Source organism: Schaalia odontolytica (assembly GCF_002847525.1).
GTDB lineage: Bacteria > Actinomycetota > Actinomycetes > Actinomycetales > Actinomycetaceae > Pauljensenia > Pauljensenia odontolytica_B.
Map to the genome: position 1 here is coordinate 175484 of NZ_PKKM01000005.1, position 16621 is coordinate 192104.

At 66.0% G+C, this 16621-nt stretch carries 15 protein-coding genes and 1 pseudogene; 4 read left to right on the forward strand and 12 right to left on the reverse strand.

The window, feature by feature from the left end; genetic code table 11:
- Window positions 1-61: 61 nt before the first annotated feature.
- Complete coding sequence (gene thrB, locus CYJ22_RS04880; RefSeq protein WP_048670932.1) at window positions 62-1012, reverse strand: homoserine kinase; 951 nt, start codon at window positions 1010-1012, stop codon at window positions 62-64.
- Window position 1013: 1 nt separating this feature from the next.
- A complete protein-coding gene (locus CYJ22_RS04885; RefSeq protein WP_101601514.1) occupies window positions 1014-2321 on the reverse strand; it encodes a homoserine dehydrogenase in 1308 nt (435 codons plus the stop codon).
- A 275-nt stretch (window positions 2322-2596) separates the two neighbouring features.
- Between CYJ22_RS04885 and pflB the strand changes: the two genes are divergently transcribed.
- The 3 genes from pflB (at window position 2597) to pflA (ending at window position 6093) form a co-directional block, all read left to right on the forward strand.
- Complete coding sequence (pflB, locus tag CYJ22_RS04890) at window positions 2597-4702, forward strand: formate C-acetyltransferase (RefSeq protein ID WP_007589420.1); 2106 nt, start codon at window positions 2597-2599, stop codon at window positions 4700-4702.
- A gap of 123 nt (window positions 4703-4825) precedes the next feature.
- Window positions 4826-5077: an autonomous glycyl radical cofactor GrcA2 gene (gene grcA2, locus CYJ22_RS04895; protein ID WP_003792950.1), complete on the forward strand. Its 252-nt coding sequence runs from the start codon at window positions 4826-4828 to the stop codon at window positions 5075-5077.
- A gap of 137 nt (window positions 5078-5214) precedes the next feature.
- Window positions 5215-6093: a pyruvate formate-lyase-activating protein gene (gene pflA, locus CYJ22_RS04900; RefSeq protein WP_101601517.1), complete on the forward strand. Its 879-nt coding sequence runs from the start codon at window positions 5215-5217 to the stop codon at window positions 6091-6093.
- A 33-nt stretch (window positions 6094-6126) separates the two neighbouring features.
- Here the strand turns inward: pflA and CYJ22_RS04905 are convergent, their stop codons facing one another.
- From CYJ22_RS04905 to CYJ22_RS04945, 8 genes and pseudogenes are all read right to left on the reverse strand, one after another.
- Entirely contained in the window at window positions 6127-6765 is a 639-nt protein-coding gene (locus CYJ22_RS04905; protein WP_101601519.1) for a peptide deformylase, read from the reverse strand.
- Complete coding sequence (locus CYJ22_RS04910; RefSeq protein ID WP_101601522.1) at window positions 6762-7433, reverse strand: sugar O-acetyltransferase; 672 nt, start codon at window positions 7431-7433, stop codon at window positions 6762-6764. Before CYJ22_RS04910 ends, CYJ22_RS04905 begins: the two co-directional genes overlap by 4 nt.
- Window positions 7430-8212, reverse strand: a complete 783-nt coding sequence (locus tag CYJ22_RS04915) for a gamma-glutamyl-gamma-aminobutyrate hydrolase family protein (RefSeq protein WP_101601524.1) — start codon at window positions 8210-8212, stop codon at window positions 7430-7432. The genes CYJ22_RS04910 and CYJ22_RS04915 overlap by 4 nt, the downstream gene beginning before the upstream one ends.
- A gap of 177 nt (window positions 8213-8389) precedes the next feature.
- Window positions 8390-9406: an adenosine deaminase gene (gene add / locus CYJ22_RS04920; RefSeq protein ID WP_048676330.1), complete on the reverse strand. Its 1017-nt coding sequence runs from the start codon at window positions 9404-9406 to the stop codon at window positions 8390-8392.
- A 418-nt stretch (window positions 9407-9824) separates the two neighbouring features.
- Window positions 9825-10679, reverse strand: coding sequence for a gamma-glutamyl-gamma-aminobutyrate hydrolase family protein (locus CYJ22_RS10280; protein WP_243390458.1), 855 nt, complete (start codon window positions 10677-10679; stop codon window positions 9825-9827).
- Between the two features lie 161 nt (window positions 10680-10840).
- The gene (locus CYJ22_RS04935; protein ID WP_243390459.1) at window positions 10841-11488 is read right to left on the reverse strand and encodes a DUF1269 domain-containing protein; all 648 of its coding nucleotides are present in this window, start codon (window positions 11486-11488) and stop codon (window positions 10841-10843) included.
- Between the two features lie 174 nt (window positions 11489-11662).
- Window positions 11663-12205 (reverse strand): annotated as a pseudogene (locus CYJ22_RS04940) (hypothetical protein); the annotation flags it as partial.
- A gap of 130 nt (window positions 12206-12335) precedes the next feature.
- Window positions 12336-13667 (reverse strand): aminopeptidase C, encoded by a 1332-nt coding sequence (locus CYJ22_RS04945; protein WP_048676074.1) that lies wholly within the window; start codon window positions 13665-13667, stop codon window positions 12336-12338.
- Between the two features lie 126 nt (window positions 13668-13793).
- Here CYJ22_RS04945 and CYJ22_RS04950 point away from each other — a divergent pair, with 126 nt between their 5' ends.
- On the forward strand, window positions 13794-14693 hold the full coding sequence (locus tag CYJ22_RS04950; RefSeq protein WP_101601528.1) for an aldose-1-epimerase: 900 nt from the start codon (window positions 13794-13796) through the stop codon (window positions 14691-14693).
- A 6-nt stretch (window positions 14694-14699) separates the two neighbouring features.
- Here CYJ22_RS04950 and CYJ22_RS04955 read toward each other — a convergent pair whose 3' ends face one another.
- A complete protein-coding gene (locus tag CYJ22_RS04955; protein WP_101601530.1) occupies window positions 14700-15488 on the reverse strand; it encodes a 16S rRNA (uracil(1498)-N(3))-methyltransferase in 789 nt (262 codons plus the stop codon).
- Between the two features lie 6 nt (window positions 15489-15494).
- A complete protein-coding gene (gene dnaJ, locus CYJ22_RS04960; protein WP_101601532.1) occupies window positions 15495-16613 on the reverse strand; it encodes a molecular chaperone DnaJ in 1119 nt (372 codons plus the stop codon).
- Window positions 16614-16621: the final 8 nt, after the last annotated feature.

Sequence of the window (16621 nt, forward strand, 5' to 3'; positions counted from 1 at the left end):
CGCTGTCGATCAGACGGCACGACTGGCGGTGCTTGCGCAGAAACTCACAGCGCGTAAATGCTCAGAATTCCACCTTCGAGAGGCTTCCGCGGGTGATCTGCACGCCCTGGGGAGCCACGCCCATCGGGACGACTCGCCACCCGGCAGCCGCGGCATCCCGGCGGATGTCGGCGCCGACGGACTCCAGGGAGAGAACCGTCGGGCCCGCACCGGAGACGACGGCGGCAAAGCCAGCGCCGCGCAGCCAGTCGACGAGGGCAAGAGAGGGTTCCATGGCGGCGCGACGCTGCTCCTGGTGCAGGCGGTCGCGCGTGGCCTCCATGAGGAGCGCGTGCAGGTCCGCTCCCCCGCTCGCCTGCGCATTGCCCGAGAGCACGGCGGCGAGCAGGGCGCCGCGGGCGACGTTGAAGCTCGCGTCGCCGTGGGGCACGGTTGCGGGCAGCGCGGCACGAGCGGCGGCGGTCCGCAGCTCGAAGTCCGGGATGAAGGCGACCGGGTGAATGCCCTCGGGCGGGGTCAGGCGTACGCTGCCCACCTCGGAGGTCTCCTCGTTCATCCAGGAGATGGTCGCACCGCCGAAGACGGCGGGAGCCACGTTGTCGGGGTGGCCCTCCATCTGCGAGCCGATCTCGAGGATCTCCTGGCGGCCGAGCACGTCGGCGTCACCGATGAGGGCCCGCGCCAGCGTCACGCCGGCGACGATGGCGCTCGCAGAGGAACCCAGACCTCGAGAATGGGGAATGCGATTCGTGCAGTGCATGCGCACGCCCACCTGGGGCGCGCCGGCGCGGTCGAGCGCGAGGCGCAGGGCGCGCACGACGAGGTTATCCTCGCCCTGCTCGACGTTCCCAGCTCCCTCTCCCTCGACGACGACCGAGGTGGCCCCCGTCGTCGCGTGGACCGACACCTCGTCCCACAGGTCGAGGGCCAGGCCCATGGAGTCGAATCCGGGGCCGAGGTTCGCGCTGGTCGCGGGAACCTTCACCGCGACGAAGTCATCACGCAGGCGCACGTCACTCACCCTCAACACGGATCGTGGAGGTCACCTCGCGCACCGCGTCGGAGACGGACAGCGCACGGGCGACGGCGCGCAGGTCGGCCTCGCGGGCGCGGTGGCTAGTCACGACGATGACGCAGGCGCCGGGCACCTCGTCGTTGCGCTGGTGTACGGACTGGATGGAGACGCCGTGGCGGGCGAAGATTCCGGCAACGTCTGACAGGACGCCGAGGCGGTCCTCGACCTGGAGGCGGATCTGGTAGCGGGTGTGCGTCGAGCCGGGATCGAGGATCGGCAGGTGGGCGTAGACCGACTCGCGCGGGGCGTGCCCGCCGAAGGCGCGGTGGTGCGCCGCGGCGACGAGGTCGGACAGGACCGCCGAGGCCGTGGGAGCACCGCCCGCACCCTGGCCGTAGAACATGAGGCGACCCGCAGCCTCGCCCTCGACGAGGATCGCGTTGAAGGCGCCGTCGACGGAGGCGAGAGGATGATCGGAGGGGACCTGCGCGGGGTGGACGCGCATGGCAACGCCCTCGCGGCCGTCCTCGCCGATGCGGCGCTCGGCGATCGCCAGGAGCTTGATGGTGTGGCCGACGCGCGCGGCCTCCTCCATGTCTTCCTTGGTGATGCTCGAGATGCCCTCGACGGCGACGTCGTCAATGCCGACGCGCGTGTGGAAGGCTAGGGACGCCAGGATGGAGCACTTGGCGGCGGCGTCGAAGCCCTCGACATCCGCGGTGGGGTCGGCCTCGGCGAACCCGAGGTCCTGCGCCTGCTTGAGAGCCTCCTCGTAGCTCAGCCCCTTGGTGCTCATCGCGTCCAGGATGAAGTTCGTCGTGCCGTTGACGATGCCCATCACGGTCGTGATGCGGTCGCCGGCGAGGGACTCGCGCAGGCCGTACACGACGGGGACGGCGCCTGCGACGGCGGCCTCGTAGTAGAGGTCGGCTCCGTTGGATGCGGCGGCCTCGTACAGCTCGGGGCCGTGCGCGGCCAGGAGCGCCTTGTTGCCGGTGACGACCGAGATGCCCCGGTTGAGGGCGCGCAGCACGAGGGTGCGCGCGGGCTCGATGCCGCCGATCAGCTCGACGACGAGGTCCATGTTGTCGATCGCCTCGGCCGGGTCGGTGGTCAGCAGCTCGCGGTCGATCGGAGCGTCACGCGGGGCATCCACATTGCGGACGAGGACGCGGCGCACCTCCATTTCAGCGCCCGAGCGAGCGGCGAAATCCTCGCGGCTCGACTGAAGGATGCGAATGACCTGGCTACCGACGGTTCCGGCTCCAAGAACGCCAACTCCGAGGACAGGACGGGGTGCAGACATAGGACTTTTTCTCCTTTGTGGGACGGGCACTGATACCAGTGTAGGCGGTCAAAGCCCCTCCCCTCTCCTAAGGACCTTGGTCCCACAATTTGACCGACGGAGACTTTGGGCCCACATCCTGAGACGGACAACATAGACTGTCGGTCGATATGGGTTGTGGAGAGTCCCCAAGCCGTAGGACAATAGGCCTAAGCGTTGGAATCCGACGCACATGGGAGTTTTGCTCCCGACATACCGTCCCCACAACGGGATACGGACATCCGAGAAGAGGAAGAATGACGACAGCAGACCAGAAGGCCTGGGAAGGTTTCGTAAAGGGTAACTGGTGCGATGAGATCGACGTGCGTGATTTCATCCAGCTGAACTACACCCCCTACGAGGGCGACGCCTCGTTCCTGGCAGGGCCGACAGAGAAGACCCTGCGCGTGTGGAACACTCTCGAAGAGAAGTACCTCTCCGAAGAGCGCAAGGTGCGCATCCTCGACATCGACACGGACACCCCCGCCGACATTGACGCCTTCAAGCCGGGCTACATTAGCGAGGACGACGACGTGATCGTCGGCCTGCAGACCGACGCCCCCCTCAAGCGCGCGATGATGCCGAACGGTGGCTGGCGTATGGTCGAGACGGCCATCCACGAGGCCGGCATGGAGTACAACCCCGAGGTGAAGAAGATCTTCACCAAGTACCGCAAGACCCACAACGACGCGGTCTTCGACATCTACACGCCGCGTATTCGTGCCGCTCGTTCCTCCCACATCATCACCGGCCTGCCGGATGCCTATGGCCGTGGCCGCATCATCGGCGACTACCGCCGTGTCGCCCTCTACGGTGTTGACCACCTCATCGCCGAGAAGGAAAAGGACAAGGATCGCTACGCGAACGAGCCCTTCTCCGAGCACTGGGCGCGTTACCGCGAGGAGCACTCCGAGCAGATCAAGGCCCTCAAGAAGCTGAAGAACATGGCGCAGTCCTACGGCTACGACATCTCCGGCCCGGCCACCAACGCTCGCGAGGCCGTGCAGTGGACCTACTTCGGCTACCTGGCCTCCGTGAAGTCCCAGGACGGTGCCGCCATGTCGATCGGCCGTCTGTCCGGCTTCTTCGACATCTACTTCGAGCGCGATCTGAAGAACGGCACGCTGGATGAGTCCGGCGCGCAGGAGATCATCGACGCCCTCGTCATCAAGCTGCGCATCACCCGCTTCCTGCGCACCATCGCCTACGACCAGATCTTCTCGGGCGACCCCTACTGGGCCACCTGGTCGGACGCCGGCTTCGGTGACGACGGCCGTACGCTGGTCACCAAGACCTCGTTCCGTCTGCTCCAGACGCTGGTCAACCTCGGCCCGGCCCCCGAGCCGAACATCACCATCTTCTGGGACGAGAACCTGCCCCGTGGCTACAAGGAGTTCTGCGCCCTCATCTCGATCGACACCTCGTCGATCCAGTACGAGTCCGATCCGCAGATTCGCGCCCACTGGGGCGACGACGCCGCCATCGCCTGCTGCGTCTCCCCCATGAAGGTCGGCAAGCAGATGCAGTTCTTCGGTGCTCGCGTGAACGCCGCGAAGGCCCTGCTCTACGCCATCAACGGTGGCCGTGACGAGATGAGCGGCAAGCAGGTCATGGAAGGCTACGAGCCCGTCCAGGGTGACGGCCCGCTCGACTTCGATGACGTGTGGAAGCGCTACGAGGAGATGCTCGACTGGGTCGTTGGCACCTACGTTGAGGCCCTCAACATCATCCACTACTGCCACGATCGCTACGCCTACGAGTCCATCGAGATGGCGCTGCACGACTCCGAGATCATTCGCACCATGGGCTGCGGCATCGCCGGTTTGTCCATCGTTGCCGACTCTCTGGCAGCCATCAAGTACGCGAAGGTCTACCCGATCCGCGACGAGACCGGCCTGGTCGTCGACTACCGCACCGAGGGCGAGTTCCCGACCTACGGCAACGACGATGACCGCGCTGACGACATCGCCGCGACCGTCGTCCACACCGTCATGGACAAGATCCGCGCGATCCCCATGTACCGCGACGCGGTCCCGACCCAGTCGGTCCTGACGATCACCTCGAACGTCGTCTACGGCAAGGCCACCGGCTCCTTCCCGTCGGGCCACCAGAAGGGCACCCCCTTCGCCCCCGGCGCGAACCCGGAGAACGGCATCGACACGCACGGCATGGTCGCCTCCATGCTGTCGGTCGGCAAGCTGGACTACAACGACGCGCTCGACGGCATCTCGCTGACGAACACGATCACCCCGCAGGGCCTCGGCCGTTCCAAGGAAGAGCAGATCCAGAACCTGGTCGGCATCCTCGACGCCGGCTTCGTTCCGGACGATTCCTGCGCCTACGACGGTACCAAGGGCTACTGATCCACCATTGGCGGGGATCGATGCGCAACCCGTGTTGATCCCCGCCACCCACCACTCGTGGGTGAGCCGCACTGCGACCCACCCAAGCCGGCACCGCCGGAGTCTCACAAAAGGAGAAATGTTATGGCAACCAAGACCTACGAAGAGCGCCTCGCCGACATGAAGGCCGCCCGCGAAGAGCGCGGCGACAAGGAAGGCCTCTACCACGCGAACATCAACGTTCTCGAGGAGTCCACGCTGAAGGACGCTATGGAGCACCCCGAGAAGTACCCGAACCTGACCGTTCGCGTTTCCGGCTACGCCGTTAACTTCGTCAAGCTCACCCGTGAGCAGCAGCTGGACGTTCTGTCCCGCACCTTCCACCACTCGGCCTGATAGCTGATTGGAGTGGGGCGTCGGGCAACGCTCGACGCCCCACTACTATGTCTGCCCTTATCAGCGCGCACCGCTGACGATCCACGGCCTCGTTCCCATCACGACCACCGCGCCCACTCAACCGCGAAGAAGGAATCATGTCGCAGCCCATCGCCCTCCCCACGTTCCGTGAGCAGGATTTCCAAGCTCCCCAATCCCGTACCGTCGGCGCTGGCGTCGAAGGTCTCGAGGAGATCACGGACCTGGAGCGCTCCGAGCGCCTGCGCCGCATGCGTGAGGGCACGCTGGGTTCCATTCACTCCTGGGAGCTCGTCACCGCCGTTGACGGCCCCGGCACGCGCATGACGGTCTTCCTCAACGGCTGCCCGCTGCGTTGCCTGTACTGTCACAACCCCGACACCTTCCTCATGAAGGACGGCGCTCCCGTGTCCGACACGGAGCTGCTCTCGCGCATTGCCCGCTACCGCCGCATTTTCCGCACGACGAAGGGCGGTATCACACTGTCCGGCGGCGAGGTCCTCATGCAGCCCCAGTTCGCCAAGCGCATCCTCATGGGTGCCAAGGAGATGGGCGTGCACACCTGCATCGACACCTCCGGTTTCCTGGGCGCAAACTGCGACGACGAGATGCTCGATGCCATCGACCTGGTGCTCCTGGACGTCAAGAGCGGCAACGAGGAGACCTACAAGAAGACGACTGGCCGTTCCCTGGCGCCCACGATCGAGTTCGGCGATCGCATCGCGGCTCGCGGCGGTACGACCCGCATGTGGATCCGCTTCGTGCTGGTTCCGGGCCTGACCGACGACCCGGAGAACGTCCGCCAGGTCGGCGAGATCGTCTCGCGTTGGAAGGACGTCATCGATCGTATTGAGGTCCTCCCCTTCCACCAGCTGGGCAAGGACAAGTGGCACTCGCTGGGACTGGAGTACCACCTGGAGGACACGAAGGCCCCCACGCCCGAGGCCACCGAGGAGGTCCGCAACTACTTCCGTTCGCTGGGATTCCTGGTCCACTGACGCGAACGTACCGGGACCCCGGGAGGAAGCGGCTTAGGCTCGCTCCCCCGGGGTCCACGTGTGTCCGCGCCTTCCCCACCCGCGCTCGACGATGGCCTGCTGGGCCTCATCGGCATAGGGCGCCTCGAGGCGGTCAATGTAGAGAGTGCCCTGCAGGTGGTCGTATTCGTGCTGGAAGATGCGAGCGAGCCACCCGCGGGCGCTGACCTCGATGGCGTTGCCGCCGATGTCGTAGCCGCGCAGGACCGCGCCGAGCGCGCGGCGCAGGGGGTAGCCGTAGCCGGGGACGGACAGGCAGCCCTCGGACTCGCGCACCATATCGGGTTGCGCGGGCAGGATGGCTCCCGCCCCCTCGGTGTCCCACACGAGGCCGAGCGTGGGGTTGACGACGACGCCGCTCAGGGCCGTGTTGAAGCCGCGCGCGGGTCCCTCATCGAGCTGGAGGACGTCGCGGTAGTGGGAGTCGAAGGAGCCGGCACCGCCGTACCTCCACACGAACACCTGGGAGCCGACGCCCACCTGAGGTGCGGCGAGGCCGACGCCGGGTGCGGCGTGCATAGTTTCGATCATGTCGGCGACGAGGTCGTGCAGCTCCGAATCAAAGGACTCGACGGGAGCTGCAGCCCGGTGCAGGACAGGCTCGCCGGTAATACAGATCGGCAGGATACTCATGCGTGATCTCCCGTGTGTGCGTTGACTCCGACACCCGCCGCTTCAATCGCGCGCGGCGTGGTCGGGTCCAGGTCTTTGATGACACGGGCGGGGTTGCCGACAGCGATGGAGTTGGCGGGGATATCACGCGTGACGACGGCACCTGCTCCGATGATCGAGTTTTCACCGATGGTCACGCCCGGGCACACGACGACGGAGCCGCCCAGCCACACGTTATCCTCGATGGTGATCGGGGCTGAGGACTCCCATTTCGCGCGACGAGGCCCGGGCTCGGTCGGGTGGATCGCCGTGTAGAGCGAGCAGTTGGGGCCGATGAGGACGTCGGCGCCGATGACGACCGGGGCGACGTCGAGCACGGTCAGCCCGTAGTTGGCCCAGGAACCGTCGCCGATGGAGATGTTGTACCCATAGTCGACACGCAGCGGAGGCCGGATGTCGACGCCCTCCCCCACCTGCCCGAGAACCTGGGCAAGCAGGTAGGCGGCAATGTCCGGGTCGGTGGGATAGGCCTGCTCGTAAAGGCTCAGGAGGCGAACCGCGCGCTTCGTGAGTGCCGAAAGTTCATCGTCCGCGACGTAGTAGTCGCCGGCTTCCAGGCGCTGGGCGGGCGTGCGCTCGTCCTCGCGGAATCGGGGGTCGTCGAAGTTCGTTCCCGGGGAGATGGTCATGCGACCAGGGTAGTCGACGCCCTTTCGAGGCGGGGAGCGCGGCGCGCGTCCAGGTGGCCGAGGAGCGCGTGCAGCTGGGAGATGTCGGCGGCGGGATCCTCGGGGTGCCACTGCACGCCGATGACGGGGGCGTCCAGCGATTCGACGGCCTCGATCGTGCCGTCGGGGGCCTGCGCGCTGACCTGGAGGCCCTGCGCGAGGCGCGCAACGCGCTGGTGGTGCGCCGACGAAATAATCAGCTCGGAGTTGGTGAGGACGGGCGCGAGTGCGCGCTCGAGGTTCGTTCCCTCGCCGACGCGCACGCTGTGGCGGATGAAGCGGTGATCGGACAGGATCCGGTTGTTCGTGTGAGTGCCGTGGGCGCCCTCGATATGCTGCTCGAGCGTGCCGCCGAGCGCCGTATTGATGATCTGCATGCCGCGGCAAATTCCCAGGAGCGGGGTGCCCGTGCGCACGGCATAGTCAACGAGGGCAATCTGTCCACGGTCGGCGCGGTACCAGTGGCGCCCCTCGGCCTCGTAGCCCTGGGAGGCGCCGTACAGGCTGGGGTGGACGTCCTCGCCGCCCATGATGATGATGGCGTCGGCATGCTGGGCGCGCAGGGGTGCGCCCTCGGCACCGTCTTCCTGCGCGTATTCGCGGATGACGTTCCAGGTGGGCAGAGCGGCCTCAAGCAGACGATCCCACAGTCGCATGCAGATGTTGTTGTATGCCTCGTCCCCCGGGCGTGCCGGCAGGACGTTGGAAATCAACAACGTCGGCTTCGTGTGGTTCGTCATGATCCCTATCATGTCAGCACTGGGCACCGAGCGCGCGGGGCGTTCACGGGGTGGCCAATTGTGACAGCGCGTGTCCATCCCTGCGTACGACGGGAAAGTAACGCTGCCCCACGCACGACGAGGCCGGGGCGGATCCGTGCATTCACGGCCCTGAGCCCCGGCCTCGCTCGTCGATGGTCAGTTCTCGGACACGAAGCGGTCCACGCGCTCGAGCAGCTCGGCCTTCTCATCGTCCGAGATCCACGCGATCTCGATCGAGTTGCGGGCAATGCGCTCCAGGTCCGCGCGGCCGAGGCCAAAACGCTGCGCAAGCGCCAGGTAGTTGTCGCCGACGTAGCCGCCGAAGTAGGCGGGATCGTCCGAGTTGACGCTCACCTTGACGCCCGCGGCGGTCAGCTCGACGATCTCCTTTCCCTTCATTTCCTCAGTGACGAAGGAGTTGGACAGGGGGCACGAGGTCAGGCCGATGCCGTGGTCACGGGCGTAGGCGACCAGCTCGGGATCCTCGACGATGTTCGTGCCGTGGTCGAGGCGCTCGGCGCCCAGCTCGATCAGGGCCGCGCGGATGTTGTCGATCGAGCCAACCTGGTCGATATCGCAGTGCATCGTCACGTGCAGGCCGGCCTCACGCGCCAGGGCGAAGACCTCGGCAAACTTCGTGGGCGGATTGTCGCGCTCGTCGGAGTCAAGCCCGACGCCGATGAACATGTCCTTGTAGGGCAGGGCCGCCTGGAGCGTCTCGAGCGCGGACTGCGCGCTCATGTCACGCAGGAAGCACAGGATGAGGTCGGCGGACAGGCCAGCCTCGCGGGCCTCGACGACGGCGCGGTGATAGCCGCGGATGACCGTCTCGATGGCGATGCCGCGCGAGGTGTGGGCCTGCGGGTCGAAGAAACATTCGGCGCGCACGACACCGTTCGCGCGAGCGCGCTCGAAGTAGGCGGCGGCCAGGTCGTGGAAGTCGTCCTCGTCTTGGAGAACGTCCATGGCCGGATAGTAGACGGCCAGGAAGGACGTGAGGTCGTTGAACCGGTAGGTCGCCTGGACTTCCTCGACCGTGGACTGACCGATGTCGACGCCGTTCTTGCGGGCCAGGGCCAGCTTCAGGTCGGGCTCGAGGGTGCCTTCCAGGTGCAGGTGCAGCTCGGCCTTGGGCAGTCCGAAGGCGAAGTCGCGGGTCACGTCGGCGCTCATGTGTCCTCCACAGGTAACGGGGCGGGTGTCGCGGAACAATTGTCCCACTCCACCCGCCCCGCGCGAAAGGAAATCACATAGCGAACGGGCCGACACGACGGCCGCCGTTCACGTGGTTCGAGAACTAGGTGGATGCGCTCGCGTGTCTGGCGTGCTCGCGCATGGTGGCGTGACTTAGATGTCTCCGCATGTTCGGTCACGTCTCACACGTGGCGCTCACCGTTGCCATAAGATTCGCTGTATGCGCTTCTGACGCGTTTTCGTGGGCGAGTGCGCTTAGGCGTGCGAAAGCCCCGCAGACGCTCACCCAGCCCCCTTGATGAGGGTGTTGGGTGTGTCTGCGGGGCTTTTGCTGTGTGTTCCGGCCTTGCCGGTTGGGGGTGGACGCGTGGTCTCCCCCCCTTTTTTGTGTTGCCGGTTACTGTGCGGGCGGTGGTGGTACCGGCGGGGCGGGAGGCGCGGGTGGGGGCGGTGGCGGTGGAACGCTGCTCCCGGTCGCGGGCGGCGGAGGGGGAGGCGCGGATGTGGCCTCTAGGGTTGCGCGTAGGCTGCTTTTCTCCCAGTCGGGTGGTAGTGACCGTTTGCGGCCCTCCCACACGGCGAACAGTTCACCACTGTCGGTGCCGGGTTTGCGCATGTGTTCGGGTGGCTTCACGCCGGGCGTTTTGTGTGCTTGTCCGGGGGTGCGTCCAGCGTGAGCGCCAGTCGAGCGCGCGTATCCCTTGTAGAGGCTGTCGTTGTCCATGTGGACGCGCTCATACTCGCCTTCGCCGTCATTCTTGGTCGCGCCTCCGTACCCGTTGAAACCGAGGGCAGCCTGCCGCCACTGTAGGTGCTGGTCGCGTTCCCTGTAGGCGCGGTCGTGCGTCTCGGTTGCTTTGAGGACGGGTTTGCGTCCGTTGATGATCTGCATGCCGCGGCAAATCCCCAGCAGCGGGGTGCCCGTGCGCACGGCGTAGTCGACGAGGGCGATCTGTCCGCGATCGGCGCGGTACCAGTGACGCCCCTCGGCCTCGTAGCCCTGGGTGGCGCCGTACAGGCTGGGGTGGACGTCCTCGCCGCCCATGATGATGATGGCGTCCGCGTGCTGGGCGCGCAGGGCGGCGCCCTCGGCACCATCTTCCTGCGCGTACTCGCGGATGACGTTCCAGTTCGGCAGCGCGGCCTCAAGGAGACGATCCCACAGGCGCATGCAGATGTTGTTGTATGCCTCGTCCCCCGGGCGTGCCGGCAGGACGTTGGAAATCAACAACGTCGGCCTGTGGGAATTCATGACTACATAATGACAGGCCACGGCGCGGTGCCCTACGGGCGTCCACGCCGTGGCCAATTGTGACAACGGGACCGGGGTCTGGCAACGGCCTCTCAACCTCTGGCGGCGGTGCCCACCGCGTCGTCCAGAACCGGAATATCAATCCCGGACAACACACGCGTTCACTTGGCGTCGCCGTGGGAGAAACCGCTCACCTTCTCCTTCACACCAGCGACGAACGTCTCGTGTTTTTCCTTGAGGTCGGCGACGCGGTCTTTCCACGCCGTCTCCACCTCCTCCCGGCGCTGTTCGCGCAACGCCTTGCGGGCCGCTTCGTCCGCCGCCTCGATGGCTGCGGCTTCGGCCTTGATCTCAGAGATCGTCTCCTGCAGTGAACGGCGGATGACGGCGCCACCGAGACGCGCCACCTCGCCGTTGAGCAGCTCAACATTGTCCTCAGTGGTCTGAAGGACAACGACATTCGATCCCGGAACCATGCGCGAGGCCACCTCGGACAGCGCGAACTCGTGCGCATCCGCACGCGCCAGGTCTGCGGTGGATCCGGCGAGCGCGCCCACACCCCACCCCAGCAGCATGCCAATGGGGCCGGCCAGGGCGCCAATGACCAGACCAATCACCGAACCAGTTCCGAAGCCGAAAGAGGATGCGGAGTCACTGGCCTCAGGAATGGATACGTGCCCCGAATCGTCCACTTCGACGATCGCGCCGGACACGATGCCGAGTCGGTCGGCCTGGGCAGTCAACTTGGAGAACGCCTCGTAGGACTGCGCGGTTGTCGGGAAACTTGCGATTGCAATATAATCAGTCATTGTCTCTCCATTCTCGGGATTATGTGCAACGACCATTTCAGTCTAACTCCCCCTATGGCGATAACTCAATACTTCTCACTGAATCACGAAGTCCTCCCCGCGCCGTACCCGTCCCGTGCACGGCGCAAGGCGGGGGCCCCGTGTCAGGGGTAAGACGAGCCCCTCCCCCGCTTCGAACGCCTCGAGCCCGGCCAGGAGGCGTTCCTTGTCCTGGTCCGGCGCCCAGCTGATCTCGATCGAATTGCGCGCGATTCGCGCTAGGGCGGAGCAGTCCAATCCGAAGCGCTCGGCGAGGGCGAAGTAGTAGTCGGCGATGTAGCCACCGAAGTAAGCGGGGTCGTCGGAGTCCAGGCCCACGCCGATGAACATGTCCTTGTAGGGCAGCCAGCCTGCAGCGTCTCGAGGGCAGCCTGCGCGCTCACATCGCACAGGAAACACAGGATCAGGTCGACGAAAGGCCCGACTCGCGCGCCTCGACGACGGCGCGGTAGTAGCCGCGAATGACCGTCTCAATCGAAATGCCGCGCGAGGTGTGGGCCTGAGGTCGTTGAACTGGTAGGTGGCCTGAACCTCCTCAACGGTGCTTTGACCGATGTCGACGCCGTTCTTACGGGCGAGGGCCAGCTTCAGATCGGGTTCGAGGGTGCCTTCCAGGTGCAGGTGCAGCTCGGCCTTGGGTAGGCCGAACGCAAAGTCGCGGGTCACGTCAGTGCTCATGTGACCTCCACAGATAACGGGGCGGGTATCGCGGAACAATTGTCCCACTCCACCCGCCCCGCGCTCACGGAGGCCATATTGCGAACGAGGACGATGCTCACGCCCCGCTGCGTGTGTCAGGCTACTGGGCTCAGGCCAGCGCCCCCATCGGGTCCCAGGCCGGCAGGTGCAGCGGTTCCTCGGTGATGACCGCGCGCAGCTCGGCGGGCAGGTCGTCCACGTGCACAGCCACCTCAAACACGTTGGCGTCGAACCAGACGGCGTCCATCGTGAAGAAGCCCTTCTCACCGGGCTCCTCGCCCCAGGAGTTCTCGACGCGGAAGCGGCGGGCGTTGCCCTCCTCGTCGATGTCGACACCCGTGAAGAGCATCGCGTGGTTCATCGCGGACTCGCCCGTGTTGACACGCTGCTCCTTCGAGGTGGAGAAGTCCACGCCGAAGAGGTTGTCGAAGTCGTAGAGGCCCTCGACGAACAGGCCGGAGGCGCGGTCGGACTGCTGGTCGCAGTCAGCGCCGAACCAGACGGCGCGGCCCGAGGCCAGGATGGAGGCCGTGATCTCACGGATCTGCTCGACGGGGGTGTTCACGTAGAGGATCGGCCGCCCGCCCACGACGTTGCCCATGTGGTCGACCGTCAGGGTGTGGCCCTTGGGGTGCTCGGCGCGCGGGTCATCGACGAGGCACACGTACTGCGTGAGGTCCACGTCCACGTAGCGCTCGTAGAACTCGCGCGGGGTGAGGACGCCGTCGCGGTGGAACTCGCCCTTGTCGTCGCGCCACTCCCACTCGAACGAGGCCGGGGGCTCGCCCAGGCAGATGACGAGGATCCGCCACACGTCGGCCAGCGCGGCCTCCTTGACCTCGAGGATCTCCTCCTCGGAGGCGCCGGCCTCGACGAGGGAACGCAGCTCGAGGGCGGTGCGGCGCAGGACGACCTTCAGGCGGGCGTTCATGGGGGCGGTGTGGCCGGAGGACTCGGTCTCGGGCATCGCGACCTTGGGGACGAGGCCGTGCTTGAGGTAGAGGGACACCGCCATGTCCCACTGGCCGCCGTCGGAGAGGACATCGCCGAGCAGGAACTGCAGGAGGCGGCCGTCGAGTTCCTCGGTCTTCGCGGTGGCGATGACGTCAGTGAGGAAGAAGTTGGCACGCTCAAACTTGTCCCAGAACAGCACGTAGTTCTGCGAGAACTCGAAGTCCTTGAGGCCCAGGTGGGTGCGCGCGGTCGAGCGCAGCAGGTTCAGGGAGGAGAAGAGCCAGCAGCGACCGGACTTCTTCTGCGACGTCACCTTCCAGTCGTCCACCTTGTGGGACACGACCGTGGGGGTGGCAACCACCTTGGCACGGTCGAAGGCGACCGGCTCGACACCGGCGTGGGCGACGGCGTTGCGTGCGACCGCGCGGGCGGAGTCTGAGGATGCGTGTAGGGAGGCGACGAATTCGTCGGTGATCTCGTGTGCCATGGGCCGAGGCGTTCCTTTCAATCGAGATTCATTCTCTATAAGGATACGCTTTTCGTAGTGACGCAGACGACTCAACTCCGTTTAGAATGGGTGTTATTCATGTTCAGTGAATGCGAAGGAGCATCGATGATGGATCGTGGCGCATCGGGGCGCGAGATCGTTTTACAGGCCGGGGACTACGAGGCGCGGATCGTCACCGTCGGCGCCGGTCTGGCTAGCCTGCGCTACCGCGGACATGAACTCGTGGTGCCCCACGCCGTGAATGAGTGTCCCCCGGGATACCTGGGCAAGGTGCTCATGCCATGGCCGAACCGCGTCGCGGGTGGCTCCTATTCGTGGGAGGGCACGTCCTACGACCTGCCGGTGGACGAGCCGACGTTCGGCACGTCGCTGCACGGTTTCGTGGCCTTCCAGGAGTGGGAGATTGCCGAGGCCGAAACTTCCTCGGTCCTTCTGTGCACCCTCATCGCGGCGCGCTATTCCTACCCGTGGACGCTGGCGGTGTCCGCCCGCTACAGCCTGGACGCGGACACGGGTCTCACCGTCGAGCTGTCGGCGACGAACATCGGAGAGGGCACCGCCCCCTACGGCGTCGGCTTCCACCCCTACCTGGCCGTTGACGGGGTACCGGCGGACGAGCTGGAACTCGAGAACCCCGCGTCGATCATCTACGAGGCCGACGCATCCATGATCCCGGTGGCGGCCCACGACGTGGCCTCCTTCGGGCTGGACTTCCGTTCTCCCGCCATCATCGGTACCTCCCGCCTGGATAACGCTTTCGCCGGCCTGCCCGAGGGCACCTGGGCCGTGACGCTGCGCGACCCCGCTTCGGGCGTGGGCGTATCGCTGTCGTCTGACGCGCGCTGGCTACAGGTCTACTCGGCCGACTACATCAACCGCGTGGGCGTTGCCGTCGAGCCGATGAGCTGCCCACCGAACGCCTTCAACTCCGGCACTGACGTGGTCGCGCTGGGCGCGGGCGAGACTCACACGCTCAGCGCGCGGATCGCCGGCTTCGAGAGCTGACGAATCCTAGTATTTCCCCGCGGCGGCGCGGATCAGCGTCAGAGCAACCGCGCCGGCCGTGGACGAACGCAGGACGTTGTCTCCCAGCCCGATCGTGGAGGCACCCGCGTCCACCAGCTGCGCGGTCTCCTCGGCTCCGATGCCGCCCTCGGGCCCCACAACGAGGGCGATGCGTGCGGGAAGATCACCGTCCGCGGACGCTTCCTGGACCTGTGCGAGCACAGCCCCGAGCGAATCCGTGGCCTCCTCGTGGCAGACGAAGGCCACCCCGGCCTCGTCCGTCAGAGAGACGACCCAAGCGGCCAGCTCACGACTGTCCTTGACGTCCTCAACAACCGGGACGTAGGCGCGGCGCGACTGCTTGGCGGCAGCGCGGGCAACGCCCTCCCACTTGGCGCGCCCCTTCTCGGCCTTCGGGCCCCTCCACTGCACAATCGCACGCTGGGAGGCCCACGGGATCACCCGGTCGATGCCGATCTCCGTACAGATTTCGACGGCGGCCTCGTCGCGCCCACCCTTGGCCAGCGCCTGAACGAGGATGACCTCGGGCTTCGGGGCATCCTCGCGCACGAGCTTGCGAACGACCAGGGACAGCGAAGACTTATCGCTCCCACTCACCTCGCAGGTCGCGCGCGCTCCCGCGCCATCAACGACGTCGACCCACTCCCCTGCGCCGATACGACGCACGGACGCAGCGTGACGTCCCTCGGCTCCCGCGAGGGTCGCAGCCTCTCCCACAGACAGAGCGTCGAGCGAGGGGGTCAGGTCCTCAGAGAGGAAAACGGGCAGCGTCACGGCGCATCACCCCATGAAAGTGTCGCGGATCTTTTCGAAGAACGAGGACTGCTGGCGATGCGGCTCCACGCGTACCTCGCCACGGACCTTCGCGAGCTCCTCGAGTAGCTCGCGGGATTTGTCATCGAGCTTCTTGGGAATCTGAACATCGACGTGCACGTGCATGGAGCCGCGGCCCGAGCGCTGCAGGTGCCCGACACCCAGGCCTTCCAGGACGATATCGTCGTTGGGCTGGGTACCCGGGTTGATTGTCACGGTCTTCTTGCCGTCAAGGGTCTCGAGCTCAAACTCGGTTCCGAGTGCCGCCGTCGTCATCGGGATCGTGATCCACGTGTGCAGGTCGTCCCCGCGACGATCGAAGACCGGGTGCTTCTTTTCGCGGATCGACAGGTAGAGGTCACCGTTGGGGCCACCACCCGGGCCAACCTCGGCCTCACCGCTCACGCGAATCTGGGTCCCCTCGCTGGCACCCGCGGGGATGTTGATGTTGAGGGTGCGGCGCGTGCGCACACGTCCCGCGCCCGAGCACTCCACACAGGGCGTGGCGATCGTGTCGCCGTATCCCTGACAGGACGGACACGGCGCCTGCGTCTGCATGCGTCCAAAGAGCGAATTCTGGATCTGCGTCACGAAGCCCGAGCCGTGGCAGGTGGCGCACTGCGTGGGCGAGGTGCCCGGCTGGCACATCGAGCCTTGGCAGGAGTCGCACTTCACATAGGTATCGAAAGAGACTTCCTTTGCGGCTCCAAAAGCCGCATCCTCCAGAGTAATGTCAACGATGACCTGCTTATCCTTGCCACGACGCACGCGGGAAGCCGGGCCCGCAGTGGAGGCACCGAAGCCGCCGCTGAACATGGCTTCGAAGATGTCCGAGAATCCACCAAATCCGGCGCCCGCACCAGCTCCACCGCCGCGCAGCGCATCCGGGCCGCCGATGTCATACATCTGGCGTTTCTCGGGATCCGACAGAGTTTCGTAAGCGACGGACAGCTCCTTGAAGGCTTCCTCCGAGTCCGCGCCAGCGTAGTCCGGGTGCAGCTTACGCGCGAGCTTGCGGTAGGCCTTCTTGATCTCATCCTGGCTGGCGTCACGGGCGACGCCGAGGACCTCGTAGTAGTCTCTCACGCTTGCTC